The organism is Pseudoduganella sp. RAF19 (genome assembly GCF_052114165.1).
Lineage (GTDB): Bacteria > Pseudomonadota > Gammaproteobacteria > Burkholderiales > Burkholderiaceae_D > Rugamonas.
The window spans coordinates 154,822-179,743 of record NZ_JBFREF010000005.1; the positions used below are offsets into that span (position 1 = coordinate 154,822).

The following is a 24,922-nucleotide window of genomic DNA, read 5'->3' on the forward strand; positions in this document are numbered from 1 at the left end:
ACGATGACCATCAAAGAAATTAACGACTGGATCAAGGCGGCCGCCCCGGATGCGCAGCTGGCGTCCGACTCGCGCCGCATCAAGGCCGGCGATGTGTTCTTCGCCTATCCCGGCGATGCCAACGACGGCCGCAAATACATCGGCGCCGCTATCGAAGCGGGCGCCGCTGCCGTGGTGTACGACGGTGCAGGCTATGAATGGGATGCCGCGCATGACGTGCCGCAGCTGGCGGTGGATGGTCTGAAGCGTCTGGCCGGTCCGATTGCGCACGCCCACTACGGCATGCCGGACAGCGGCATGTTTACCGTCGGCGTGACGGGTACCAATGGCAAGACTTCCTGCGCCGTATGGACTGCACAGGCGCTGGCCAAGCTGGGCGAAACGGCTGCCGTTGTCGGCACGCTGGGCGTTGGCATGTTCCGCGCGCGCGTCGAGGCGGAATTCGATGAAACCGGCTACACCACGCCGGATGCAGTGCTGCTGGCCCGCAAGCTGGATGAGATGCGCCGCGATGGCGCCGCTGTGCTGGCGATTGAGGCCTCGTCGATCGGCCTCGATCAGGGCCGTACCGACGGCATGCACTTCGACGTGGCGATCTTCACCAATCTTACGCGCGACCACCTCGATTACCACGGCAACATGGAAGCCTATGAGGCAGCCAAGATCAAGCTGTTCGAGTGGCCGGGCCTGAAAACCGCCGTGATCAATCTGGACGATCCTGCCGGTCCGCGCATCATCAAGCATATCCAGGGCCGCAAAGGACCGAAGCCTCACGTCATCGCTTACACCCTGCGCGATGTGGCCTCGCAGCCGAACATCCCGGGCATCCAGATGATGCGGGCCAGCGCGCTGCGCAGCCGTGGCCAGGGCACCGAATTCAATCTGGATTCGTCCTTTGGCCATGCCCATGTGCGCACCCAGCTGGTGGGGCCGTTCAATGTATCGAACGCGCTGGCTGTGATGGCTGCCTTGCTCAGCAAAGGCGCTGCTTTCCGCGCTGCTGTCGACGCCATCGAATCGCTGACGCCGGCGCCGGGCCGCATGCAGCAGCTGGGCGGCCAGGATGCGCCGCTGATCGTGATCGATTACGCCCACACGCCGGACGCGTTGGAGAAAACCCTGGAAGCGCTGCGTTCCGTCGCCAATGACCGCAACGGCCACCTGTGGTGCGTGTTCGGCTGCGGCGGCGACCGCGATCCCGGCAAGCGTCCGCAAATGGGCAGGATTTCGCAGATGGCCGAGCACGTGCTGGTGACCAGCGACAATCCGCGCAGCGAGGAGCCGGCGGAGATCATTCGCCAGATCGTGGCGGGCATGGACCCGGAGAATCCGAATTCGGAATTCCTGACGGTGGAAGACCGCGCTGCGGCCATCCTGTCGGCTGTGCGTCACGCTGGCAAGTCGGATGTGATTCTGCTGGCAGGGAAGGGCCATGAACCTTACCAGGAAATCAAGGGACGCAAGATGCCGTTCTCGGATGCCGAGCACGCGCAACTGGCGCTGTCGGCGCGGCTAACCATGATGAGGCAGAACTGATGCGCTGGACGCTCGATCAGATCCTCTCGTCCCTGCCCGGTGCGCATTTCGTGCCGAGTGCCGCCGCGCCTTCCGCCGAGGCCGACGCCGCGGCTCGCGCGCTCGTTATCACGAACATCTCCACCGATAGCCGCGCTGTCGGTCCCGGCGAAATCTTCGTGGCGTTGCGCGGCGAGGTCCATGATGCGCATCACTTCCTGCAGCAGGTCGCCGAGCGTGGCGCATCCGCCGTGGTGGTGGACACCTTGCCCGCAGGCTTCCCGCTGCCGGCTATCGTGGTGCCGAATACGCTGACGGCCCTGGGTCGCATCGCCAATGCCTGGCGCGAGCGCTTCAAGCTGCCGCTGATTGCTGTCACCGGCAGCAATGGCAAGACGACTGTGAAAGAAATGATTTCCTCGATTCTCGCTGCGGCACATGGCGAAGAGGGCAGGCTGGCCACGCGCGGCAACCTGAATAATGAGATTGGCGTGCCGTTGACGCTGTTCCGTCTCGATGGCCAGCATCATTCCGGCGTGGTGGAGCTGGGCATGAATCATCCGGGCGAGATTGCACGCCTGAGCGCTATCGCTGCGCCAACCATCGGCATGGTGAACAACGCCCAGCGCGAGCACCAGGAATTCATGCACACCGTGGAAGCGGTGGCGCGCGAGAATGGCAGCGTGCTGTCTTCGCTGCCCGCCGGTGGCGTGGCCGTGTTCCCGCACAGCGACGAATACACGCCGATCTGGCGCGACCTCGCTGCCGGTGTGCGTGTGCTGACCTTCGGCCTGTCGCCGGAGGCTTCGGTGTCCGCCACCGCGACGCCGGCGGCGTATGGCAGCGATCTGTCCGTGACCATTGTGGAGCGTAGCTCGGCCGCGACGTTCGCGGTGCGCCTGCAAGCCTTTGGCGACCACAATGTCCTGAATGCGCTGGCCGCGATCGCATGCGCACACGCGGCGGGTGTTACGCCCGACCAGATCAAGTCCGGCCTGGAGGCCTTCGCTCCGGTGACTGGCCGCCTGCAGAAAAAGCAGGCCGCCAATGGCGCCACGCTCATCGACGACACCTACAACGCCAACCCGGACTCCGTACGCGCCGCCATCAATGTGCTCGCCGCCGCGCCTGCGCCACGCGTACTGGTACTGGGCGACATGGGCGAAGTGGGCACGCAAGGAAAGGAGTTCCACGAGGAGGTCGCCGCCTACGCCGCAAGCAAGGGCATCGACCACGTACTGGCAACCGGCGCGCTGGCCGCGCATATGGCGCCTCACGCGCGCCACTTTAAAGAATTCGAAGAGTTGCTGAAGGCCGTCGAGGCCGTGGCAACTCCGGATGCAACCGTATTGATCAAGGGCTCCCGCTTCATGAAAATGGAACGGGTCGTGCAGCATTTGATTGGATCGCAACACGTAACAAAGGAAACACACTAATCATGCTGCTTTGGCTTGCACAACTCCTGCAGGACGACATTGGGGCTTTCCGCCTCTTTAACTACATCACCTTCCGCGCGGTGATGTCGACGATTACCGCGCTGGTGATCGGCCTCGTCGCGGGTCCCGCTGTTATTCGTAAACTGACCGTGATGAAATACGGCCAGGCCGTGCGTACCGACGGTCCGCAAACTCATCTGAAAAAACATGGCACCCCGACCATGGGCGGTGTGCTGCTGCTGATTGCCGTTGCCGTGTCCACCGTGCTGTGGGTCGACTGGTCCAACCGCCTGATCTGGCCAGTGATGGTCGTGACCATGGGCTTTGGCGCCGTGGGCTGGGTAGATGACTACCGCAAGGTTGTTCGCCAGGACCCTGAAGGCATGCGCTCGGCCGAAAAATACTTCTGGCAGTCGCTGGTCGGCATCGCCGCCGCGCTGTACCTGGCGTTCTCCGTGTCCGCACCGACGCCGGTGAAGGTGTTTGAATTGTTCTTCCAGTGGGTGCAGTCCGGCTTCTCGATGGACCTGCCGCCAAAGGCCGACCTGATCGTCCCGTTCTTCAAGACCATCAGCTATCCGCTGGGCGTATGGGGCTTCATTGCGCTGACTTATTGCGTGATCGTGGGCACTTCGAATGCCGTGAACTTCACCGATGGTCTGGATGGCCTGGCCATCATGCCGACCGTGATGGTGGGTTCCGCGCTTGGCCTGTTCGCTTACCTGACCGGTTCCGCCACCTATTCGAAATACCTGTTCATCCCGCACATTCCGGGCGCGGGCGAGCTGATTATTTTCTGCGGAGCGATGGCAGGCGCTGGCCTGGCCTTCCTCTGGTATAACACGCACCCCGCACAAGTCTTCATGGGCGACGTCGGCGCACTGGCGCTGGGCGGCGCGCTGGGCACGATCGCCGTGATCGTGCGCCAGGAGATCGTACTGTTCATCATGGGTGGCATCTTCGTTGCTGAAACGCTGTCCGTGATTATTCAAGTGGGCTGGTTCAAGTACACCAAGAAGCGCTATGGCGTTGGCCGCCGCGTCTTCCTGATGGCGCCGCTGCACCACCACTTTGAACAGAAAGGCTGGAAAGAAACTCAGGTCGTCGTGCGCTTCTGGATCATCACGATGATGCTGGTACTGGTCGGACTCTCAACCCTGAAGCTGCGCTAATGATCTACAACGGCAAAATCGCTCTGGTACTCGGGCTCGGAGAATCGGGCCTGGCGATGGCACAGTGGCTGGCCCGCTGTGGCGCGCTGTTGCGCGTTGCCGACACGCGTCCCGTGCCGGACCGTCTGCCAGCGCTGCGCGAACAGCTGCCGGGCACGCAGTTCATCTCCGGTCCGTTCAATGCGGGCCTGCTGGATGGCGTGGACTTCGTTTGCGCCAGCCCTGGTCTGGCGCCGAACCGCGAGCTGGCCGAGATCATTCCGGCTGCCGCCGAAAAGAATATTCCTGTCTGGGGCGAGATTGAAATCTTCGCCCAGGCGCTGAAATGGCTGAAGGACGACCGCGCCTACGAGCCGAAAGTCATCGCCATCACCGGTACCAATGGCAAGACCACTGTCACCAGCCTGACTGGCCAGCTGTGCGAGCGCGCCGGCCTGTCCGTCAAGGTGGCCGGCAATATCAGCCCCGCCGCGCTGGATGTGCTGCGCGAGGTGATGGACAACGAAACCCTGCCGCAAGCCTGGGTGCTCGAACTCTCCAGCTTCCAGCTGCACACGACATACAGTCTGCAGGCCAATGCCGCCACGGTGCTGAACGTGACCCAGGACCACCTGGACTGGCACGGCAGTATGCAGGCCTATGCCGACGACAAGAAGCGCATCTTTGGCGAAGACACGGTGCGCGTACTGAATCGCGACGACGGCTGGACCATGGCCATGGCCAATCCAACCGGGGAAAACGTCACCTTCGGCACCGACGAACCAACCACGCCGCACAGCTTCGGCCTGGTGAACGAGCGTGGCGTGTACTGGCTGGCCACCGCCGAGCCGACGGAAGAAGTCGAGCAGAAGAAGCGCAAGAAAAACGATCCGCCTCCACCGCCGGTCGAGTGCTACACCAAGAAACTGATGCCGGCCGACGCGCTCCAGATTCGCGGCACGCACAACGCCTCCAACGCGCTGGCTGCGCTGGCCCTGTGCCGCGCCATCGGCCTGCCGTTCGCGCCGCTGCTGCATGGCCTGCGTGAATACAAGGGCCAGCCGCATCGCGTGGAACTGGTCGCCAATATCAATGGCGTCGACTTCTACGACGACAGCAAGGGCACCAATGTCGGCGCAACTGTCGCCGCGCTGAATGGCCTGGGTACTGCCTTCGCCGGCAGCGAACAGAAGCTGGTGCTGATCGCCGGTGGCGATGGCAAGGGCCAGGAGTTCGATCCGCTGGCGCAACCTGTGTCGCGCTATGTGCGCGCCGTGATGCTGATTGGCCGCGATGCGCCGGCCATTCGTGCTGCGCTGGCCGATACCGGCGTGAAGCTGGAAGACCTTGCCACGCTGGAGGAAGCAACCAGGCGTGCGTCCTCGCTCGCTCATGCAGGCGATGCCGTGCTGCTGTCGCCGGCCTGCGCCAGCCTGGATATGTTCAAAAATTACGCGCATCGCGCCCAGGTGTTCATCGACACCGTGCGTGACATCGCGCTGGATGCCGGACAGGAGATCTGATGGCATTCCAGCTTCCATTCCGCTTTGGTGGCTCAGAGGCTCCGGCTCCGCTGGATAGCCGCGCGCGCCATTCGAAGATGATGGAGTACGACCTGCCGCTGATCTGGTGCGTGGCGCTGCTGATGCTGTTCGGCATGGTGATGGTGTACTCGGCTTCGATCTCGCTGCCGGATTCGCCCAAGTTCGCCGCCTACAAGAACTACTACTTCCTGCAGCGCCAGGCGATCTTCATTGCCGTGTCGATGGTGGCGGCGGCGGTGACTTTCCGCGTACGTGTCCAAGACTGGCAGAAAGCCGCGCCGTATCTGTTCATTGGCACGCTGGTGCTGTTGACGCTGGTGCTGATCCCGCACCTCGGCGTGGTCGTCAACGGCGGCCGCCGCTGGCTGTCGCTGAAGGTATTCAATTTCCAGCCATCCGAGCTGATGAAACTGTTTATCGTGCTGTACGCGGCCGACTACACGGTGCGCAAGCAGGAATACATGCACCGCCTGTCCAAGGGCTTCGCGCCAATGGCGATCGCGGTGGCCTTCGTTGGCCTGCTGCTGCTGCTGGAGCCGGACCTGGGCGCATTCGGCGTCATCGTCTGCATCGCCATGGGCATCCTGTTCCTGGGCGGCGTGAACGCGGTCTGGTTTGGCGGCATCGCCGGCATGCTGGTGACAATTTTCGTGGCCATCATCGCACTGTCCAAATTCCGCCGCGACCGTTTCTTCGCTTACCTGAATCCTTGGGAAGAAGAGAATGCGCTGAACAAGGCATACCAGCTGACGCACTCCCTGATCGCTTTCGGGCGCGGCGAGATCACCGGTGTGGGCCTGGGCGGCAGCCTGGAAAAGCTGCACTACCTGCCCGAAGCGCACACCGACTTCCTGCTGGCGGTGATCGGCGAGGAACTGGGCCTGGTTGGTGTCGTGGTCACCATCGCCATGTTCTACTGGATCGTCAAACGCGCTTTCGAGATCGGCCGCCAGGCCATCGCCATCGACCAGACCTTTGCGGGACTGGCGGCGAAGGGCATCGGTATCTGGATCGGCGTGCAGACCTTCATCAATATGGGCGTGAACCTGGGCCTGCTGCCGACCAAGGGGTTGACGCTGCCGCTGATGTCATACGGCGGCACCGGGGTAATGATTAACTGTGTCGGACTCGCCATATTGCTGCGCATCGACTATGAGAACCGTGTACTGATGCGAGGTGGCCGGATATGAAACGCCTGATGATCATGGCAGCCGGCACCGGCGGCCACATTTTCCCTGGTCTGGCGATTGCCCAGACCATGCGCGCTCGTGGCTGGGAAGTCAGCTGGCTGGGTACCTCGCATGGCATGGAAACGGAACTGGTGCCGAAGAATGGCGTCGAAATGGACACCATCAACTTCAGCGGCATGCGCGGCAAAGGCCTGGCGCACACCATTGGCGGCGCCTTCAAGATGGTTGGCGCTTTCATGAGCAGCTTTGGCTTCATCGGCAAGCGCAAGCCGGACGTGGTGCTGGGCATGGGCGGCTACGTCTGCGTGCCGGGCGGCGTGATGGCGCGTCTGCGCCGCAAGCCGCTGGTGCTGGTCAATGCCGACGCAGCCTTGCTGCTGTCGAACAAAACGCTGGCGCCGATGGCGGACAAGGTCTGCTTCGGTTTCCCGGCCGATTTCGGCGCCGCTGCCGGCAAGGCGATCGTCACCGGCAATCCGGTGCGCAAGGAGATTCTGGCCGTGCCTTCGCCTGAGCAGCGCTTTGCAAACCGCGAAGGCCAGTTGCGCATCCTGGTGGTGGGCGGCAGTCTCGGTGCGAAAGCGCTGAACGATGCGCTGCCGGCCGCGCTGGCGATGCTGGTGCCGGAACAGCGTCCGCTGGTGACCCACCAGTCGGGCAAGAAGAATATCAACGCCCTGCGTGAGGCTTACGCGCACGCGGACGTGGAAGCAAACGTGGTCGACTTCATCGACGACATGGCAAGCGCTTATGCGCAGGCGGACATTGTGATCTGCCGCGCGGGCGCCATTACCGTGTCCGAGCTGACGGCGGCCGGCGTGGCGAGTGTGCTGGTTCCGCTGGTGGCATCGACCACCAGCCACCAGCGCGACAACGCGCAGTGGATGGCGAAGCAGGGCGCCGCCATTCATATGCCGCAGTCGGAATTGAACCCGCAAAGCCTGGCAGCGCTGTTGCAGACGCTGTCACGCGGCACTTGCCAGAAGATGGCTGTGGCAGCGCATGCGGCAGGCAAACGCGACGCGAACGACGCCATCGCACAAGTATTGGAAGCACTAGCATGAAACACAAGGTCAAGAACATTCACTTCGTCGGCATTGGCGGCAGCGGCATGAGCGGCATCGCCGAGGTGCTGGTCACGCTCGGCTATAACGTCTCGGGTTCCGACCTGGGCGCGAACGCCGTGACCCAGCGCCTGATCGACATGGGCGCCAAGGTTTATCAGGGCCACGCCGCAGAAAACATCGGTACCGCCGATGCCGTCGTGACCTCCACCGCGGTGAAGGAAGACAATCCGGAAGTGGTCGCAGCGCGCGCCCGCAAGATCCCTATCGTGCCGCGCGCCGTGATGCTCGGTGAGCTGATGCGCCTGAAGCGCGGTATCGCTATCGCCGGCACCCACGGCAAGACCACGACCACCAGCCTGGTGGCATCCGTGCTGGCACAAGGGGGCCTGGACCCGACCTTCGTGATCGGCGGCCGCCTTACCGCCGCCGGCGCCAACGCCAAGCTTGGCTCGGGCGAGTACCTGGTCGCTGAAGCGGATGAATCCGATGCATCGTTCCTGAACCTGGCGCCGATGATCGAAGTGATCACGAATATCGACGCCGACCACATGGAAACCTACGAGCACGATTTCGAAAAGCTGAAGCAGGCCTTCGTCCACTTCACGCACCGCTTGCCGTTCTATGGCCGCGCCATGCTGTGCATCGACGATCCGCATGTGCGCGCCATCATCCCGCAGGTGACCAAGCCGGTGACGACTTACGGCTTTGCGGAAGACGCCGAAGTGCGCGCCGTGAATGCCCGCGCCGTCGGCACCCAGATGCATTTCACCGTGCTGCAGGAAGGCTATCCGGATCTGGACATCGTGCTGAACCAGCCAGGCATGCACAATGTGCAGAACGCCTGCTCCGCCGTCGCGATTGCGCGCGAGATTGGCGTACCCGATAGCGCCACCCAGGCCGGCCTGGCAGGCTTTGCCGGCGTTGGCCGCCGCTTCACCAAGTATGGCGACATCGCCGCACCGGCCGGGGGCGCCTTCACGCTGGTGGACGACTTCGGCCATCACCCGATTGAAATGGAAGTGACGATTGCCGCCGCGCGCGCCGCCTATCCTGGCCGCCGCGTGCTGCTGGCCTTCCAGCCGCACCGCTACAGCCGCACGCGCGACCTGTTCGAAGACTTTGCAAAAGTATTGAGCACCGTGGATGTGCTGGTGCTGTCCGATGTGTACGCAGCGGGGGAGGCGCCTATCGTGGCTGCCGACGGCCGCTCTCTGGCGCACGCAATCCGCGCGCGCGGCAGGACTGAACCGGTATTCGTCGAAAACATCGCCGATATGCCGGAAACGATCATGAATGTGGTGCGCGACGGCGACGTCGTGCTCACGATGGGCGCAGGCTCGATCAGCGGCGTCCCGGCAAAACTGACTACGTACCAAAAGGTCTGATGTGAAGAAATTGACTCAACAAGAAGCGCAGGCATTCGGCAAGGTGGGCGTGCTGTTCGGCGGACGTTCCGCCGAGCGCGACGTGTCCATCATGTCCGGCAGCGGCGTGCTGGCCGCGCTGCAAAGCCAGGGCATCGACGCCCATGCCTTCGATCCGGGCCAGCGTTCGCTCGCTGAACTGGCTGCCGAAAAATTCGACCGCGTGTTCATCGCACTGCACGGCCGCTACGGCGAAGACGGCAGCATCCAGGGCGCGCTGGAACTGCTTGGCATTCCTTACACCGGCAGCGGCGTGATGGCCAGCTCGGTGGGCATGGACAAGATCACCACCAAGATTCTGTGGCTGCGCGAAAACCTGCCGACGCCGGAATACGCCGTGCTGGGCGCCGACAGCGACCTGGATGCGGAAGCTGCGCGCCTTGGCCTGCCGCTGATCATGAAACCACCGCATGAAGGTTCGACTATCGGCATCACCAAGGTGACCGATAAGGCGCAGTTGAAGACCGCCTATGACGCGGCAGCGGCGCTGGACGACTCCGTGCTGGCCGAAGAATTCGTGGAAGGCCGCGAGTTCACCGTCGCCGTACTGGGCACCGGCAAGGACGCGCGTGCGCTGCCGATCGTGGAGATCGTTGCTCCGCAGGGTAACTACGACTATCAGAACAAATACTTCACCGACGATACACAGTATTTCTGCCCACCGCAGCTGGATCAGGCGATTCAGGATGAAATGCAGCGTATCGCCGTGGAGGCTTACCGCGCCGTGGGTTGCGAGGGCTGGGGCCGCGTGGACGTGCTGATGCGCGCCCGCGACAACAAGCTCTTCCTGCTTGAGGTGAATACCTCGCCAGGCATGACCAGCCATTCGCTGGTGCCGATGGCGGCGCGCGCGACGGGCGTGAGCTATGAAGAGCTGTGCGTGGAAATCCTGCGCACGGCACGCCTGAAACTGGCGAAGAAGTAAGAGGACATCAATGTGGCATGACGCAAAAGCCTTGAATGCAACCGCCGGCGCACTGACTGCGCTGTCGTTGCTGGCTTGCGCGGCGGGCGGCGTATGGTGGCTGGCGCAGCGTCCTGTATTCGATTTGCGTTCCATCCGCGTTGAGACCATGGACAACTCGGAGCTGAAGCATGTGAATGAGCTGACGCTGCGTAACGGTATGTTGGGCCGCATCAAGGGCAACTTCTTCACGACCAACCTGGATAACGTGCGCCAGGTGTTCGAAGCCGTGCCCTGGGTGCGCCGCGCGAGCGTGCGCCGCGAATGGCCGGACCAGCTGATCGTGGCGCTGGAAGAGCATGAAGCCCTCGGCACCTGGGGCGAAGATGGACGCCTGCTCTCGACCAAGGGCGATGTGTTCACCGCCAATCTGGCCGAAGCGGAAGAGGACCATGAGCTGCCGGAGTTCGATGGACCGGATGGCAGCGAGAAGGAAGTGCTGGCGCGTTTCGGTGAGCTGCGCAACTGGTTCGCCCCGATCAAGCTGGCGCCGGAAGGCTTGTCGCTGTCGACGCGCTATGCGTGGACGGTGAAGCTGGACAACGGCATGAGCGTGGCGCTGGGCCGGGAGCAGACGCCCACCACGCTGAAGGAACGGGTAGACCGTTTGGTAGGCATCTGGCCGCAGTTGACGGCCCGCGTACCGAACATTGAAACAGTAGATATGCGCTACCAGAACGGACTGGCATTGAGCGCGGCGGGACTGAAGATTCCGGCAGAAACAAAGAAACGTTGATAAGCAGGCAGAGAGATGACAAAAGACGCTAAAAACCTGATCGTCGGCCTCGACATCGGCACCTCCAAGGTGGTTGCCGTGGTGGCCGAGGTGATGGGCGATGGACGCCACGAAGTAATAGGCCTGGGCCAGCATGAGTCCAAAGGCCTGAAGAAAGGCGTGGTCGTCAACATCGAAGCGACCGTCGAATCGATCCAGCGCGCGCTGGAAGAGGCGGAGCTGATGGCCGACTGCAAGATCCGCAATGTGTATGCGGGCATTGCGGGCAGCCATATCCGCTCCTTCAATTCCAGCGGCATGGTGGCCATCAAGGACAAGGAAGTGACGGCGACCGATGTGGCGCGCGTCATCGAAACGGCGAAGGCGGTGAACATCCCGACCGACCAGCAGCTGCTGCATACGGTGCCGCAGGAATTCATCGTCGACTCGCAGGAAGATGTGCGCGAGCCGATCGGCATGAGCGGCATCCGCCTGGAAGTGAAGGTGCACATCGTGACCGGCGCCGTGAGCGCGGTGCAGAACATCGTCAAGTGCGTGCGCCGCTGCGGCCTGGAAGTGTCGGACCTGATCCTGCAGCCGATGGCCTCGGCCGATGCGGTGCTGACGCCGGACGAAAAAGAACTGGGCGTGGTGCTGATCGATATCGGCGGCGGTACCACCGACGTGGCGGTGTTCTCGGACGGTGCGATCCGCCACACGGCCGTGATCCCGATCGCGGGCGACCAGATCACCAACGACATCGCGATGGCGCTGCGCACGCCGACCTCGGAAGCGGAAGAAATCAAGATCCGCTACGGCGTGGCCAAGCAGGTACTGGCCGATCCGGGTGAGCACCTGGAAGTGCCGGGCCTGGGCGACCGCGGTCCGCGCAATCTGTCGCGCCAGGCGCTGGCTGCCGTGATCGAGCCGCGCGTGGAAGAACTGTTCGCGATGGTGCACCAGGTGGTGCGCGAATCGGGCTACGAAGGCGTGCTGTCCTCGGGCATCGTGCTGACGGGCGGTACGTCGATCATGCCGGGCATGGTCGAAATGGCGGAAGACATTTTCCTGAAGCCGGCGCGCCTTGGCACGCCGGACTATCGCGGCCAGCTGGCGGACGTGGTCCGCAGCCCGCGCTACGCAACGGTTCTGGGTCTGTTGTTGGAAGCGAAGAAGCAGTATCTGCGCGGGCACATCGTGACCCGCCAGGATGGGTCGGTGAAGGCAGTCTGGCAGCGCATGAAAGAATGGTTCTTGGGTAATTTTTAATCGGAATTTTTTGAAATCAACCGCAGTTTTCAATCCCCAGTTCTCCTACAAATATGAGCACTGGCGCTTGAAAACCGCATTCTAGACAGGAGTACATCATGGAGTTTGATATGGTCGATAACGCAACGCTGGGTACGGTCATCAAGGTCGTCGGCGTCGGTGGCGCCGGTGGTAACGCCGTGCAGCACATGATCAATAAGGGCATGAACGGCGTTGAGTTCATTGCCGCCAACACCGACGCACAAGCGCTGGCGACGTCCAAGGCCAACAACATCATCCAGATCGGCGAGACCGGCCTGGGTGCTGGCATGAAGCCGGACGTGGGCCGCCAGCTGGCCGAAGAATCCCGTGCACGCATCGAAGACGCACTGCGCGGCGCGCACATGGTCTTCATCGCGGCCGGCATGGGCGGCGGCACCGGCACCGGCGCTGCACCGATCGTTGCTGAAGTGGCCAAATCCCAGGGCGCGCTGACCGTGGCCGTGGTGTCCAAGCCGTTCTCGCATGAAGGCCAGAAGTGCATGGACATCGCCGAGGAAGGCCTGGAGCAGCTGGCTGCCAATGTCGACTCCCTGATCGTGATCCTGAACGAGAAGCTGGAAGAGATCTACGAAGACGAATCCCTGATCGAATGGCTGCAGCACGCCGACGACGTTCTGAACAACGCCGTTGCCGGTATCGCCGAAATCATCAACGTGCCGGGCCACATCAACGTCGACTTCAACGACGTGAAGACCATCATGGGCGAGCAGGGCAAGGCGATGATGGGTACCGCCACCGCTTCCGGCGTGGACCGCGCCCGCGTGGCAGCCGAGCAGGCCGTGGCTTCGCCGCTGCTGGATGGCGTCGACCTGTCCGGCGCACGCGGCGTGCTGGTGAACGTGACCGCATCGCGTGGCCTGAAGGGTAAGGAAATCAAGGAAGTCATGGCTGCCGTACGCGCCTTCGCTGCACCGGATGCATCGATCGCACAAGGTATCGCTTACGACGACGCAATGGGCGACGCGATCCGCGTGACCGTGGTGGCCACCGGCCTGGGCAAGCAGAAGAAGCATGTGCAGCTGGTGCCGCAGCAGGTTCTGCGTACCGGTACCCACAATGCGCCAATGACGCCTTCCGCAGCACTGGGCGGCGGCGCTGTGACTTCGTCCGTGACCATGGGCGCTGCTGGCCTGGGTGGCGCAGCTCACCACGATATCCAGAAGCAGCCGGCCGTATGGCGCCGCGAGTCCGCATCCGAACAGGTGCGCGCGCTGCAGAATACCGGCATGGAAACCTACGACATTCCGGCATTCCTGCGCAAGCAGGCTGACTGATCCCGGCTGATCGCGGATCAGCCGCGCCGCCGGACCTGTGCGTCCGGCGGCGTGGTCATTTATACTTAGGAAAAGCTGCCGCGCGCTGCGCGGTTTTTTGTTTTCTAAAAGGAGAATCCAATGACCATCAAGATCGGCGACAAACTGCCGGAAGGCACCCTGTCCGAATTCATCGAAGTTGAAAGCGAAGGCTGCTCCCTCGGCCCGAACACTTTCAACGTGCAGGACCTGGTCAAAGGCAAGAAGATCGCTATCTTCGGCCTGCCAGGCGCTTACACCCCGACCTGCTCGGCTAAACACGTGCCGGGTTATGTCGCTCACGCTGCCGAGCTGAAAGCCAAGGGCGTGGACGAAATCTGGTGCATCTCCGTGAACGACGCCTTCGTGATGGGCGCCTGGGGCCGCGACCAGAAAGCCACCGGCATCGTACGCATGATGGCCGACGGTAACGCCGCTTACTCCAAGGCCCTGGGCCTGGACGCCGACTTTTCCAAGTTCGGCATGGGCACCCGCTCCCAGCGCTACTCGATGCTGGTGGAAGACGGTGTGGTCAAGCAGTTGAACGTTGAGCAGGGTGGCAAGTTCGAAGTGTCGAACGCTGAAACCATGCTGGGCCAGCTGTAATCATTCCCTCCGCGGCGCTCTTTCCGGGCGCCGCTACCACCATCCGTTGTCCTGTTCCACCATCCGTTTGTAGTAATCGATATTCGCGCGGAAGCAGAAGATCAGCGGGCCGCAGTATCTCCCTATGCGCGGCATGGTTGCCTGATCCGCGCCCAGCATGTGCAGATGTAATAGACCGGCCCAAACAGCAGAGCGAGAAAGTTGAACCAGATCCGGCAAGTCTGGCCAGGCGTGAGCGACTGTATCGTCGATAGCTCAGACATTTGAAGCCTCCGCGCCGTGAAAGGACTTTAATCCTAGCAACGGCGCACGGGCTTAACTTTGCGCTTTGTCAGCCTTGCTGCGCTTGCGCTTTTTGGGGGCGAGCATGACGCCGGTGCAGGAGGACGCGCCGCAGTAGCAGGCGAACTGCTTTTTCACGGCCTTGGTGTGGCGCTCTTCGTAAATCAGGCCGTAGTTGTAGTTGAGCTCTTCGCCTTGTTCGATGTGGCGCAGCGAGCAGATGTAGACGCGCGAATCGTCGTCTTCTTCCGCTTCGCAATTCGGCTCGCAGGAGTGGTTGATGTAGCGCGCTTCGTTGCCGCCGGCACCGCCGTCGATCAGCAGGCCGTTGTTCAGGCTGAAGAAGAAGGTGTGGCCGATCGGGCCGCCTTTCTCTTCGGTGCGGCGGCAGCACTCATCCCAGTCGACGATCTCGCCGGTGTACTCGATGATGCGCGTGCCCGCGGGGATCAACTGGCTCGCAAACACGCCTCGTCCATGGACGGGCGATTCGTGCACTTCATACAGGGAGGTCGGGGCGGATTTTTTCATGGCGTCGGCGTTCATCCCGCAATAATAACCCGGTCGCGCCACACACGTAGCGCTGATGCCGCGCAAAGTGCGCGCACGCGCGAGCTGCCGCATTGGGTGGGTCCGGAACTCTATTGTTACGACATCAGCTAATTTGATCTCGGCGCGAGCGATGCCGCGTTTCTTTCAGTACAATGGCCGGTCCGGCGTGAGCATTTGGACCTACATGACCCCCAGCGCGAAAGAAAACCTGCAGAGTATTTATTGGATGGTGGCGGCTGTCGCCATGTTCGCCTTTATGGATGCGTCCATGAAGGTGCTGGCCGAGCATTATCCGGCGCTGCAGGTGACTGCGCTGCGCTGCATGTCGTCGATGCCGCTGGTGTTTGCCTACCTGGCCTGGCGCGGCAAGTTCAAAGGGATGTTCCAGGTGCGCTGGCCGCTGCATCTGCTGCGCGGTGCGATCGGCATCAGCATGCTGTCGCTGTTCGCGTTCGCGCTGAAGTCGCTGCCGCTGGCCGAAACGTATTCGATCTTCTTCATCGCTCCCGCGCTGGTGACGGCATTGGCGGTGTTCTTCCTGAAAGAGAAAGTCGGCCTCGGGCAGTGGGTGGCGATTTTTGTCGGCCTGGGCGGCGTGCTGGTGGTGCTGCGTCCCAATGGCAGCAGCTTCATTTCGGTGGCGGGACTGGCGGTGCTGGGCTCGGCCGTGTGCTACGCCGTGTCGGCCATCGTCAGCCGCATCCTGGCGCGTTCGGATGCGCCTGAGCACATCATGTTCTGGGTGCTGGCGATGATGGGCATCGGTGTCTCGCCGTTTGCCTGGCAGCAGTGGGTCGAGGTGCGGATGGACGACTGGGTGCCGTTGCTGGCCCTGGCGATCAGCGGCTTCCTGGGACAGCTGGCGCTGACCAAAGCCTTCAGCATGGGCAAAGCGTCGATCGTGGCGCCGTTCGAATACACGGCGCTGGCCTGGGGCACGATGATGGACTGGGTGCTGTGGAAAAGCTTGCCGGATATGTACACCCTGCTGGGCGCGGCCATTATCATCGCTTCGGGCATTTACCTGGTGCGGCGGGAAGCCGACCATCCCGAGGCCGAGCATCCGTAATCCCGATATAATCGCGGAATGCTGAAACAACGAACCATCAAAGAACTCGTCCGCACGACAGGTGTGGGTCTGCACTCCGGCACCAAGGTCGAGCTGACCTTGCGCCCGGCCGCGCCGGATACCGGCATCGTGTTCCGCCGCGTCGATATGGACCCGCCTATTGCCTTCCCGACAAAAGCCGACATCGTGGGCGATACCCGCATGGCCACCGTGCTGATGAAGGACGGCGGCCGCGTTTCGACCGTGGAGCACCTGCTGTCGGCCTGCGCCGGCCTGGGCATCGACAATCTCTATGTCGACGTGACGGCGGAAGAGATTCCGATCATGGATGGTTCGGCATCATCCTTCGTATATTTGTTGCAACAAGGTGGCGTCGAGGAGCAGGACGCGGCCAAGAAGTTCATCCGCGTGAAAAAGACCGTGGAAGTGCGCGAAGGGAAGGGCGATAAGGAAAAGTGGGCGCGCCTGGTACCGCACGACGGCTTCAAGCTGGACTTCTTCATCGAGTTCAACCACCCGGCCGTCGATGGCACCGCCCAGCGCGCGAATGTCGACTTCGGCGACGTCTCCTATGTGCAGGCGATTGCCCGCGCCCGTACCTTCGGCTTCATGCAGGACGTGGAAATGCTGCGCGGTATCGGCCTGGCCCGCGGCGGTTCGCTGGAAAACGCCATTGTGATGGACGAGTACCGCATCCTGAATTCCGATGGCCTGCGCTACGACGACGAGTTCGTCCGCCACAAGATCCTGGACGCGATCGGTGACCTGTACATGGTCGGTCACCCGATGGTCGCCAGCTACGAAGCCCACAAATCCGGCCACGCCCTGAACAACCAGTTGCTGCGCGCCATGCTGGCCGATCCCGATTCCTACGAAATCGTCACCTACGAATCGACCGACAAAGCGCCGCCATCCTACGCCCGCCAGCTGGCGGAAGAGTGGTCGTTCAACTACTAAGGACGGCGCTTCGCCACCATAGACTTCAGCGCCGCGATCAGCGGCGCGTTTTCTTTGGTGGCTTCGAGTTGTTCGCTGAGCTGCTCGAATGAGTTCACCGCGGCGGACGACAGCTCCATATTGGGTTTCGGCTGCACGGCTTGCTGGGCCGACTGCGTCATCTGCACTTTGAGGCGGATGTTGTTAATCTGCCACCCTTTTCGCACGAGACATTCTTGTAGCTTTGGCAATTGTTGTTTAAGCTTGGCAGCAACTGCGGCGTTGGGCGTGGCGAGCGTCAGATCGGTTCCATTGAAAGCCAGGATTTCGCAGAACTTGAACGAGGTTGGCAGCGCTTCCGCACAATCTCGCTGCAGATCGGCCATGCGCTGGGCAGCCGGCAGCAGCGCCGCCAGGCGGTCGTTGCGGCGAAGAAAGTCCGTGGCTCCAGCGGCCTCGCGGATCATGGTGGTGTAACGGGAACGCATGCTGCATTGTACCGTGGCGGCCCCAGCCGGTAAATTTGCGCTCTGGCCATTGTTATATAGCTGAACATCCCAACCTTGCCCTTCGCGCATGATAAAATCACGCACTTTTGCCATTGGCGGACCCGAGGAAGAATTCAAGAAATGTCCTTACTGACCCAGATTTTCGGCAGCCGCAACCAGCGACTGCTTAAGCAATACCAAAAAACGGTCAAGGCGATCAACGCCCTGGAACCGGAATTTGAAAAGCTGTCGGATGCCGAGCTGCAAGCCAAAACGCCTGCCTTCAAGGAGCGCGTGGCCAATGGCGAGTCGCTGGATGACCTGTTGCCGGAAGCCTTCGCTGTCTGCCGCGAAGCGTCCAAGCGCGTCTACAAGATGCGCCACTTCGACGTGCAGCTGATCGGCGGCATGGTTCTGCACTATGGCAAGATCGCCGAAATGGGCACCGGTGAAGGTAAAACCCTGACCGCAACCCTGCCGGCCTACCTGAACGCACTGTCCGGCAAGGGCGTGCACATCGTGACCGTCAACGATTACCTGGCACAGCGCGACGCCGAAACCATGGGCAAGCTGTACCGCTGGCTGGGCCTGAGCTGCGGCGTGAACCTGTCCCAGATGGAGCACAGCGCCAAGCAGCTGGCTTACGGTTCGGACATCACCTACGGCACCAACAATGAATTCGGTTTCGACTACCTGCGCGACAACATGGTGTTCGAATCCCGCGACCGCGTACAGCGCGCCCTGAATTTCGGCATCGTCGACGAAGTGGACTCGATTCTGATCGACGAAGCGCGTACTCCGCTGATCATCTCCGGCCAGGCCGAGAACCACACCGACCTGTACCACAAGATCAATCTGGTGCCGCCTCAGCTGACCCTGCAGGTTGGCGAAGAAACGCCGGACGGCAAGGGCAATATCGAAGTGCCGGGCGATTACACCAAGGACGAGAAAGCGCACCAGGTGCTGCTGACCGAAGCCGGCCACGAAAAGGCCGAAGGCATCCTGACCAAGATGGGCCTGCTGCCGGAAGGCGCGTCCCTGTACGACTCCGCCAACATCACCCTGGTGCACCACCTGTACGCTGCGCTGCGCGCGCATGCCCTGTACTTCAAGGATCAGCACTATGTGGTGCAGAACAATGAAGTGGTGATCGTCGACGAATTCACCGGCCGCCTGATGACGGGCCGCCGCTGGTCCGACGGCCTGCACCAGGCAGTCGAAGCCAAGGAAGGCGTGAAGATCCAGAACGAGAACCAGACCCTGGCCTCGATCACCTTCCAGAACTACTTCCGTATGTACGCCAAACTGGCCGGCATGACCGGTACCGCGGATACCGAAGCCTACGAATTCCAGGAAATCTATGGCCTGGAAACCGTGGTGATTCCGCCGAACCGTCCTTCCCAGCGTAAGGACCGCCAGGACCAGGTGTACAAGTCGAACGAAGAGAAGTACAACGCCATGATGCTGGACATCCGCGACTGCTACGAGCGCGGACAGCCGGTGCTGGTGGGTACGACCTCGATTGAAAACTCCGAGCTGCTGTCGGGCATCCTGGACAAGGCCAAGCTGCCGCACAACGTGCTGAACGCAAAGCAGCACGCCCGCGAAGCAGAGATCATCGCCCAGGCGGGTTCGCCGAAAGCGATCACCATCGCTACCAACATGGCCGGTCGTGGTACCGACATCGTCCTGGGGGGGAACGTCGAAGGCCAGATCAAGGTCATCGAAGCCAATCCGGACCTGAGCGACGCTGACAAGGCAGACCAGGCGCAGAAGCTGCGCGACGGCTGGCAGGAACTGCACAACCAGGTGGTGGCCGCAGGCGGCCTGCACATCGTGGGTACCGAGCGTCACGAATCCCGCCGCGTGGACAACCAGCTGCGTGGCCGTTCCGGCCGCCAGGGCGACCCAGGCTCGTCCCGCTTCTACCTGTCGCTGGACGATCCGCTTCTGCGCATCTTCGCCGGCGACCGCGTGCGCGCGATCATGGACCGCCTGAAGATGCCGGAAGGCGAACCGATCGAAGCGGGCATCGTGTCCCGTTCCATCGAATCCGCACAGCGCAAGGTGGAAGCCCGCAACTTCGACATCCGTAAGCAGCTGCTGGAATACGACGACGTCGCCAACGACCAGCGTAAGGTGATCTACTCGCAGCGTAACGAGCTGCTGGAAGCGAACGACATCTCCGAAACCATCATGAGCCTGCGCCACGGCGTGTTCAACGATGTGGTGCGCCAGTACGTGCCGGAAGAATCGGTGGAAGAGCAGTGGGATATCCCGGCATTGCAAGCCACCCTGGCCGGCGAATGGCAGCTCGACCTGCCGCTGGTGCAGATGATGGAGAAGGAAACCTCCATCACCGACGAAGACATCCTGGAACGCGTGATCGCCGCGGCGGATCAGCAATACCAGGCCAAGATCGACATCGTCGGCAAGGAAGCTTTCGGTGGCTTCGAACGCAATGTGATGCTGCAATCGGTGGACTCGCACTGGCGCGAGCACCTTGCCGCACTGGATCACCTGCGCCAGGGTATCCACCTGCGCGGCTATGCGCAGAAGAACCCGAAGCAGGAATACAAGCGCGAAGCCTTCGAGCTGTTCGGCCAGATGCTGGACATGATCAAGAACGAAGTGACCCGCATGGTGATGACGGTCCGCATCCAGTCGCGCGAAGAGATCGACGCGGCGGAAGCAGCGATGGCGCAGCCCCACGTGGAGAACGTGCACTACCAGCACGCCGATTTCAACCCGAACGCGGCACCGGAAGAACTGCTGGCGCCAACCGCGGCGCCGGAGCAGGTCGAAGCGATGCTGCAAATGGGCGTCAAGGTCGGTCGCAACGATCCTTGCCCATGCGGCAGTGGTAAGAAGTACAAAGCTTGCCACGGTAAGCTGGCGTAAAAAAGAAACCGGGGCTAGCCCCGGTTTTTTTGTGTCATCATGCTGTAAAAAGATTAACTTTTTGAAGAGCATCGCATGACACCTTCCGCATCGCTATTTCTTGATGCCGCGCGCTTCATTGCGGCGATGGTAGTTTTCCTCAGCCACCTGACCAATGTCAGCATCAACGCGGTCTTCCCCTGGGTGCGCTGGGGGCACGAAGCGGTGGTCGTGTTCTTCGTTATATCCGGCTATGTCATCGCTTACGTGACGGCGACGCGCGAGCGCGTATTCGCCGATTATGCGGCGGCACGGCTGGGGCGTTTGTATTCGGTGGTGGCGCCCGCGCTGGCGCTGACCCTGGTGCTGGATGGGGTAGGGATGTCGGTGGCGCCGGCACTTTATTCTTTGCCGGATCACCAGCAATCGCTTGTGCGTCTGCTCGCCAACCTCCTCTTCATGCAGGAGTCGTGGAACTTCACGATCACGGCGCTATCGAATCGCGCCTTCTGGTCGCTGGCCTTTGAGTTCTGGTATTACGTGATCTTTGCGGCCTTCTTCTTTGCGAAAGGGCGTGCGCGCGTCGTGCTCGTTGGGCTGTCGATGCTGGCTGCAGGACCGCGCATTGTGGCTTACTTTCCGCTGTGGCTCCTGGGGCTGGCGACTTATCACATCTCCGCCAGATGGGCGCCGTCGCCGGATATCAAATGGCCGGCGCGCATGCTGTGCGCCGCCACCATCATTGCCATGCTGTGGATGGGCAGTCCGCTCGCCTATATGAAGGACGCGATGGACGCGGCCTATCCTGACCGGATGCTGCATCTGGGCGGCCTTGCCATCTTTATCGGCGACCTGCCGCGGCTGCCTGCGGACTTGCTGCTGGGCGTGGTCTTCTCGGCGATGCTGTATTTCGCACAGGGCGAGCTGGCCAACGCACAAGCCTTCGCCGCCAGAGCGATTCGCTACCTGGCGGGAGCGACGTTCACGCTCTACCTGTTCCACCTGCCGCTGGTCTACTTTTTCATCGCCGTTTGCCACTTCTCGAAAGACTCGCTCAGCGACATCGTCGTTACCGGCGTGCTCGTGGTGGCCAGCTGTATGGCGTTCTCACATCTGTTCGAGCGCCGGGTCGCCGACTACCGGCGCGTCTTCCACAACGTCTTCCGGTTAGTTGGCCGGCGCACGACGCAGGCGGCGGGATAGCAGGTTATTCAAAGGGCGGAAGGCGAACAACAGCAGGAAGGCCATATTGGACGAGCCGGGGAGGTGAGTGGCCAGCGGCACGGTCAGTGCGGCGATCACGATCAAGCCAATCGTGCGGATGCAGGAGCCGCGGTATTCGTCTTTGTCGATCGGATGCACGCACAGCTCGGGGTGGCGGTAAATGTGATTGGCCACCAGCAGAGAGCCGATGCCCATCAGGGTCATCACCGATGCGTAGACCGTTTGGCCAAGCTGGGACAGGAATTGTGCGTTGACGGCCGATGCAAACGGCAGCAGGCTGGCGCCGCCCAGCAGCATGATGGTGAACCACACCAGGGCGCCGTCCACATGCCGCACGTGGCTGTACACGCGATGATTGCCCACCCAGAAAATGGCGAGCACGATAAAGCTGACCAGCCAGGAATAGAAATTGGGCAGCAGGTGCACCAGTGCCTCGCGCAGTTCAGCGTCCGTGCCCATATGCAGATGTTCGGGCAGGCGAAGATCGATTACCAGCAGCGTCATGGCCACGGCGAAGATGCCGTCGACCAGGGCTTCGATGCGGTGTTTGCTCAGGTGAAGTGCAGTGGTGTTGTGATTGTCCATGGATTATGACTCCCGTTGTGGAGAACAGCAGAGCACAACCATGCGGATGGTAGTGCCCTGGCCCGGCGCGGATTCGACGGCGATGCGCCCGCCCATCACGCCGGTAACAATGTTGTAGACGATGTTCATGCCCAGCCCGGTGCCGCCGCTGCCCATCTTGGTAGTGAAGAAGGGGTCGAACACGCGGCGCTGCACCTCTTCCGGCATGCCGATGCCGTCGTCGCGGAAGACGATTTCGACTTGCTGCTCGCCAGCGTCGCGCGCCGTGATACTGATGTGGCCTTTGTCGCGGCCTTCGAAGCCGTGCACCAGGGCGTTGTTGATCAGGTTATTGAAGACCTGGTACAGCGAACCCGGATAGGATTCGAGTTCCAGCTCCGGCGGCACATCCACGCTGGCTGCGCAGTTGGAACGGCGCAGGCGCGGTGTGTAGGTGGCGGTGGTATCCAGCAGCACGGTTTGCAGCTTGAAGCGGCGGCGCTGGTCATTGGTCTGGTCGACTGCAATCTGTTTGAAGGAGGAGATCAGATCCGCTGCTTTCTGCAGCGAATTCGAAATCAGCCCGCATGCCATATCGACTTCTTCCAGATGGTGGGTCAGCGCGGAGCGCTTCAGCGAGCCTTGCTCCACCACGGCCTGGAAGTCGTGCACGCGATCGGATAGCGCGGTGGACGCCAGCAGGCTGTTGCCGATTGGTGTATTCAGTTCGTGCGCGATGCCCGCCACCAGCGAGCCGAGAGACGCCATCTTTTCGGAGGCGATCAGGTCGTGCTGGGTGCGTTTCAGCGTATCGAGGGCGTTCGACAAGTCGGCGGAACGCTCGCGCACGCGGCTCTCCAGCGACACGTTCAATTCCTTCAGCGCCTGCTTGGCCTTCATCTCTTCGGTCAGATCGAGCAGCGCCCAGATGATGGCGCGCTGGCCATCCAGCGTCAGCGAAGAAGACCAGATGGCGACGGAGCCTGCACTGCCGTCATGCATATGCACGGTGGCGATTTCGCCCTGTACCGTGCCGCGTTCGCGGTAGATGTTCCAGATGCGTTCGCGCTCTTCCGGCACGAACCAGAAATTGATTTCGTCGGAACGCTTGCCGATCAGCTGTTCCAGGCGCAGGCCGAAAGTCTGCAACAAGGCCTGGTTGGCGCCGATCATATAGCCTTCGCGGTCGGACACGGCCAGCGGCAGCGGCGTCATATCGAACAGGGTGCGGAAGCGCTCTTCCGATTCCTGCAGGCGGCGCTGCGATTCTTCCACCTGATCGATGCGCTCGCGCAGCGCGGCGCTCATGGTGTTGAGGGAGTTGGTGACCACTTCGAGTTCATCGCCGCCGTGGGCCGGCAGCTGCTCGCCGTAGTGGCCGTGCGCCAGCTTCTCCGATTGCGCGGTCAGCGCTTGCAGGCGCAGGCCCACTCCGCGCGTGAAGGCGAAGAACAGCAGCAGCGCGATGGCGAAGCCCAGTGCCGCGATGATGCCGCCCTGGCGCAGCACTTCTTCGCGCGCCATCACGAGGTCGCGCGTGGACAAGCCAAAGTACAGCGTACCAACCTGGTTTTCCTTCAGCAGCAAGGGCGCGCGCGCATGCAGCACCATGTCTTCGGCGACCGTGCGCACGCCTTTGCTGCCATCGGTTGAAGTCTTGCGCAATGCTGCCGGCAGGGAGAAGGGACGCTGGCCCGCTTCCAGAATGATGTTGCCGCGGGCATCCACGATGAYGATGTAGCGCAGGAAGCTGTCGGCCGGTTCGGCCAGCATCTCCTGCCAGTAGGAGCGCAGCTCGCCCAGACGTCCGCTGGCGGCATATGGGCTGAGTGTAAGATTCAGGTTGACGGCGTACTCGTGCGCTACGCGGTCGGCATTGCTGCTGACGGCCTTGTTCATCAGGCGCAGGCTGTTTCCGATCAGGAGCGCGACCACCAGGGCCTGCACTACAGCACTCAGAATCAGAAATTTCGCCCGCAGCGATAAGTTCAACGCAGTCCTCCGGCAATCCGCAAATCAGGATTGTAAATCGCTTCAGCATTAAAAGTTGCAAAAATGAAAAATATTTCTGCGCGAGTGTTGCGCGTGGTAAGCAGGGCGATTAGCGGGACCGCTGCGCTGCCGATACCCTGGCCCGCAACGGGTGGCGCGCGTCAGTTCGCTGGGGCGGACCGCGCGGCGGTAGCGCGGCTGCGCACGGCCTGCGAATCGAAGGAAGGTCAGCGCCTGATGGTGGAACTGCTACAGCGATGGGAATAAAAAAAGCCCGGCGCACCGGGCTTTTCAGGCTGCCGTTTAAGGCAGGGTCAGAATGACTTTCACCGAATCGTCCACAGCGGACTTGTCGATGTAGCCGATGGCTTTAGGATCGTCGGCCACGGCTTTCTTTACCTCGGCGTTGGACTTGAATTCTTTTGGCGGCGTGGCCTTGCCGGTAAACACCAGCTTGGACCAGATCGCTTTCACCTGGGCCGGGTCTTTGTCCGCGACTTTCTGATAGAAGTCGGAACGGATCTTGGAGCCTTCGCTCTGGTCGATCGGCGTGAACATGGCCGATTTGCCGAGGAAGAATTGCGATGCCTGTTCAGAGAACATACGGGTCGCCGGATTTTCCTTGTTCACGATAACCACGATTTCAGCGGATGCGGGCAGCACAGCACCACCCAGCGCCACTGCGATGAGGGCGCTCAGAATCTTTTTCATTATTGGGCT

Annotated in this window: 22 protein-coding genes; 17 read left to right on the forward strand and 5 right to left on the reverse strand. The window is 61.8% G+C overall.

Going from position 1 to position 24,922, the window contains the following annotated elements; genetic code table 11:
• Positions 1-3 precede the first annotated feature (3 nt).
• The 12 genes from AB4Z19_RS13995 (at position 4) to AB4Z19_RS14050 (ending at position 14,215) form a co-directional block, all read left to right on the forward strand.
• Positions 4-1,536, forward strand: a complete 1,533-nt coding sequence (locus AB4Z19_RS13995; protein WP_442022734.1) for a UDP-N-acetylmuramoyl-L-alanyl-D-glutamate--2,6-diaminopimelate ligase — start codon at positions 4-6, stop codon at positions 1,534-1,536.
• Positions 1,536-2,951, forward strand: coding sequence for a UDP-N-acetylmuramoyl-tripeptide--D-alanyl-D-alanine ligase (locus tag AB4Z19_RS14000; RefSeq protein WP_442022730.1), 1,416 nt, complete (start codon positions 1,536-1,538; stop codon positions 2,949-2,951). The genes AB4Z19_RS13995 and AB4Z19_RS14000 overlap by 1 nt, the downstream gene beginning before the upstream one ends.
• 2 nt (positions 2,952-2,953) lie before the next feature.
• Entirely contained in the window at positions 2,954-4,123 is a 1,170-nt protein-coding gene (mraY, locus tag AB4Z19_RS14005; RefSeq protein WP_442022731.1) for a phospho-N-acetylmuramoyl-pentapeptide-transferase, read from the forward strand.
• The gene (murD, locus tag AB4Z19_RS14010; protein WP_442022732.1) at positions 4,123-5,625 is read left to right on the forward strand and encodes a UDP-N-acetylmuramoyl-L-alanine--D-glutamate ligase; all 1,503 of its coding nucleotides are present in this window, start codon (positions 4,123-4,125) and stop codon (positions 5,623-5,625) included. The genes mraY and murD overlap by 1 nt, the downstream gene beginning before the upstream one ends.
• Entirely contained in the window at positions 5,625-6,836 is a 1,212-nt protein-coding gene (gene ftsW, locus AB4Z19_RS14015) for a putative lipid II flippase FtsW (protein WP_442035459.1), read from the forward strand. The genes murD and ftsW overlap by 1 nt, the downstream gene beginning before the upstream one ends.
• Positions 6,833-7,900 (forward strand): undecaprenyldiphospho-muramoylpentapeptide beta-N-acetylglucosaminyltransferase, encoded by a 1,068-nt coding sequence (murG, locus tag AB4Z19_RS14020; protein WP_442030174.1) that lies wholly within the window; start codon positions 6,833-6,835, stop codon positions 7,898-7,900. The genes ftsW and murG overlap by 4 nt, the downstream gene beginning before the upstream one ends.
• Positions 7,897-9,288, forward strand: coding sequence for a UDP-N-acetylmuramate--L-alanine ligase (murC, locus tag AB4Z19_RS14025; protein WP_442035460.1), 1,392 nt, complete (start codon positions 7,897-7,899; stop codon positions 9,286-9,288). The genes murG and murC overlap by 4 nt, the downstream gene beginning before the upstream one ends.
• A 10-nt stretch (positions 9,289-9,298) precedes the next feature.
• Positions 9,299-10,252 carry a D-alanine--D-alanine ligase gene (locus AB4Z19_RS14030; RefSeq protein WP_442028259.1) on the forward strand — a complete coding sequence of 318 codons (954 nt, stop codon included), beginning with the start codon at positions 9,299-9,301 and terminating at the stop codon, positions 10,250-10,252.
• Between the two features lie 10 nt (positions 10,253-10,262).
• Positions 10,263-11,027: a cell division protein FtsQ/DivIB gene (locus AB4Z19_RS14035; protein WP_442028260.1), complete on the forward strand. Its 765-nt coding sequence runs from the start codon at positions 10,263-10,265 to the stop codon at positions 11,025-11,027.
• A gap of 15 nt (positions 11,028-11,042) precedes the next feature.
• Positions 11,043-12,275: a cell division protein FtsA gene (gene ftsA, locus AB4Z19_RS14040; protein ID WP_154375265.1), complete on the forward strand. Its 1,233-nt coding sequence runs from the start codon at positions 11,043-11,045 to the stop codon at positions 12,273-12,275.
• A gap of 98 nt (positions 12,276-12,373) precedes the next feature.
• Positions 12,374-13,591, forward strand: a complete 1,218-nt coding sequence (gene ftsZ, locus AB4Z19_RS14045; RefSeq protein WP_442035461.1) for a cell division protein FtsZ — start codon at positions 12,374-12,376, stop codon at positions 13,589-13,591.
• Between the two features lie 120 nt (positions 13,592-13,711).
• Positions 13,712-14,215, forward strand: a complete 504-nt coding sequence (locus tag AB4Z19_RS14050) for a peroxiredoxin (protein ID WP_442035462.1) — start codon at positions 13,712-13,714, stop codon at positions 14,213-14,215.
• Positions 14,216-14,530: 315 nt separating this feature from the next.
• Here the strand turns inward: AB4Z19_RS14050 and AB4Z19_RS14055 are convergent, their stop codons facing one another.
• Positions 14,531-15,028, reverse strand: coding sequence for an SET domain-containing protein (locus AB4Z19_RS14055; RefSeq protein WP_442027349.1), 498 nt, complete (start codon positions 15,026-15,028; stop codon positions 14,531-14,533).
• A gap of 247 nt (positions 15,029-15,275) precedes the next feature.
• Here AB4Z19_RS14055 and AB4Z19_RS14060 point away from each other — a divergent pair, with 247 nt between their 5' ends.
• Together AB4Z19_RS14060 and lpxC are read left to right on the forward strand one after the other, a co-directional pair.
• Positions 15,276-16,118 carry a DMT family transporter gene (locus AB4Z19_RS14060; protein ID WP_442027351.1) on the forward strand — a complete coding sequence of 281 codons (843 nt, stop codon included), beginning with the start codon at positions 15,276-15,278 and terminating at the stop codon, positions 16,116-16,118.
• Between the two features lie 18 nt (positions 16,119-16,136).
• Complete coding sequence (gene lpxC, locus AB4Z19_RS14065) at positions 16,137-17,075, forward strand: UDP-3-O-acyl-N-acetylglucosamine deacetylase (protein ID WP_442035463.1); 939 nt, start codon at positions 16,137-16,139, stop codon at positions 17,073-17,075.
• Here the strand turns inward: lpxC and AB4Z19_RS14070 are convergent.
• Positions 17,072-17,656 (reverse strand): hypothetical protein, encoded by a 585-nt coding sequence (locus AB4Z19_RS14070; protein WP_442027345.1) that lies wholly within the window; start codon positions 17,654-17,656, stop codon positions 17,072-17,074. The genes lpxC and AB4Z19_RS14070 overlap by 4 nt on opposite strands.
• Positions 17,657-17,683: 27 nt before the next feature.
• On the opposite strand from AB4Z19_RS14070, the gene secA reads away from it, so the two are divergent.
• Together secA and AB4Z19_RS14080 are read left to right on the forward strand one after the other, a co-directional pair.
• On the forward strand, positions 17,684-20,443 hold the full coding sequence (gene secA, locus AB4Z19_RS14075; protein WP_442035464.1) for a preprotein translocase subunit SecA: 2,760 nt from the start codon (positions 17,684-17,686) through the stop codon (positions 20,441-20,443).
• Between the two features lie 75 nt (positions 20,444-20,518).
• Positions 20,519-21,625 (forward strand): acyltransferase family protein, encoded by a 1,107-nt coding sequence (locus tag AB4Z19_RS14080; RefSeq protein ID WP_442035465.1) that lies wholly within the window; start codon positions 20,519-20,521, stop codon positions 21,623-21,625.
• Here the strand turns inward: AB4Z19_RS14080 and AB4Z19_RS14085 are convergent.
• Together AB4Z19_RS14085 and AB4Z19_RS14090 are read right to left on the reverse strand one after the other, a co-directional pair.
• Positions 21,590-22,231 (reverse strand): TMEM175 family protein, encoded by a 642-nt coding sequence (locus tag AB4Z19_RS14085; protein ID WP_442028695.1) that lies wholly within the window; start codon positions 22,229-22,231, stop codon positions 21,590-21,592. The genes AB4Z19_RS14080 and AB4Z19_RS14085 overlap by 36 nt on opposite strands.
• A 3-nt stretch (positions 22,232-22,234) precedes the next feature.
• Positions 22,235-24,202: an ATP-binding protein gene (locus tag AB4Z19_RS14090; RefSeq protein ID WP_442035466.1), complete on the reverse strand. Its 1,968-nt coding sequence runs from the start codon at positions 24,200-24,202 to the stop codon at positions 22,235-22,237.
• 63 nt (positions 24,203-24,265) lie between these two features.
• Between AB4Z19_RS14090 and AB4Z19_RS14095 the strand changes: the two genes are divergently transcribed.
• Entirely contained in the window at positions 24,266-24,469 is a 204-nt protein-coding gene (locus AB4Z19_RS14095; RefSeq protein ID WP_442035467.1) for a hypothetical protein, read from the forward strand.
• A 36-nt stretch (positions 24,470-24,505) separates the two neighbouring features.
• On the opposite strand, the gene AB4Z19_RS14100 is transcribed toward AB4Z19_RS14095, so the two are convergent.
• Positions 24,506-24,913: a hypothetical protein gene (locus tag AB4Z19_RS14100; RefSeq protein WP_442028691.1), complete on the reverse strand. Its 408-nt coding sequence runs from the start codon at positions 24,911-24,913 to the stop codon at positions 24,506-24,508.
• Positions 24,914-24,922: the final 9 nt, after the last annotated feature.

What these genes read in the sequence shown, in the direction of transcription:
- AB4Z19_RS13995 (WP_442022734.1), top strand. Translation starts at nt 4, where the DNA reads ATGACCATCAAAGAAATTAACGACTGGATCAAGGCGGCCGCCCCGGAT.
- AB4Z19_RS14000 (WP_442022730.1), top strand. Translation starts at nt 1,536, where the DNA reads ATGCGCTGGACGCTCGATCAGATCCTCTCGTCCCTGCCCGGTGCGCAT.
- mraY (WP_442022731.1), top strand. Translation starts at nt 2,954, where the DNA reads ATGCTGCTTTGGCTTGCACAACTCCTGCAGGACGACATTGGGGCTTTC.
- murD (WP_442022732.1), top strand. Translation starts at nt 4,123, where the DNA reads ATGATCTACAACGGCAAAATCGCTCTGGTACTCGGGCTCGGAGAATCG.
- ftsW (WP_442035459.1), top strand. Translation starts at nt 5,625, where the DNA reads ATGGCATTCCAGCTTCCATTCCGCTTTGGTGGCTCAGAGGCTCCGGCT.
- murG (WP_442030174.1), top strand. Translation starts at nt 6,833, where the DNA reads ATGAAACGCCTGATGATCATGGCAGCCGGCACCGGCGGCCACATTTTC.
- murC (WP_442035460.1), top strand. Translation starts at nt 7,897, where the DNA reads ATGAAACACAAGGTCAAGAACATTCACTTCGTCGGCATTGGCGGCAGC.
- AB4Z19_RS14035 (WP_442028260.1), top strand. Translation starts at nt 10,263, where the DNA reads ATGTGGCATGACGCAAAAGCCTTGAATGCAACCGCCGGCGCACTGACT.
- ftsA (WP_154375265.1), top strand. Translation starts at nt 11,043, where the DNA reads ATGACAAAAGACGCTAAAAACCTGATCGTCGGCCTCGACATCGGCACC.
- ftsZ (WP_442035461.1), top strand. Translation starts at nt 12,374, where the DNA reads ATGGAGTTTGATATGGTCGATAACGCAACGCTGGGTACGGTCATCAAG.
- AB4Z19_RS14050 (WP_442035462.1), top strand. Translation starts at nt 13,712, where the DNA reads ATGACCATCAAGATCGGCGACAAACTGCCGGAAGGCACCCTGTCCGAA.
- AB4Z19_RS14055 (WP_442027349.1), bottom strand. Translation starts at nt 15,028, where the DNA reads ATGAAAAAATCCGCCCCGACCTCCCTGTATGAAGTGCACGAATCGCCC.
- AB4Z19_RS14060 (WP_442027351.1), top strand. Translation starts at nt 15,276, where the DNA reads ATGGTGGCGGCTGTCGCCATGTTCGCCTTTATGGATGCGTCCATGAAG.
- lpxC (WP_442035463.1), top strand. Translation starts at nt 16,137, where the DNA reads ATGCTGAAACAACGAACCATCAAAGAACTCGTCCGCACGACAGGTGTG.
- AB4Z19_RS14070 (WP_442027345.1), bottom strand. Translation starts at nt 17,656, where the DNA reads ATGGCAAAAGTGCGTGATTTTATCATGCGCGAAGGGCAAGGTTGGGAT.
- secA (WP_442035464.1), top strand. Translation starts at nt 17,684, where the DNA reads ATGTCCTTACTGACCCAGATTTTCGGCAGCCGCAACCAGCGACTGCTT.
- AB4Z19_RS14080 (WP_442035465.1), top strand. Translation starts at nt 20,519, where the DNA reads ATGACACCTTCCGCATCGCTATTTCTTGATGCCGCGCGCTTCATTGCG.
- AB4Z19_RS14085 (WP_442028695.1), bottom strand. Translation starts at nt 22,231, where the DNA reads ATGGACAATCACAACACCACTGCACTTCACCTGAGCAAACACCGCATC.
- AB4Z19_RS14095 (WP_442035467.1), top strand. Translation starts at nt 24,266, where the DNA reads ATGAAAAATATTTCTGCGCGAGTGTTGCGCGTGGTAAGCAGGGCGATT.
- AB4Z19_RS14100 (WP_442028691.1), bottom strand. Translation starts at nt 24,913, where the DNA reads ATGAAAAAGATTCTGAGCGCCCTCATCGCAGTGGCGCTGGGTGGTGCT.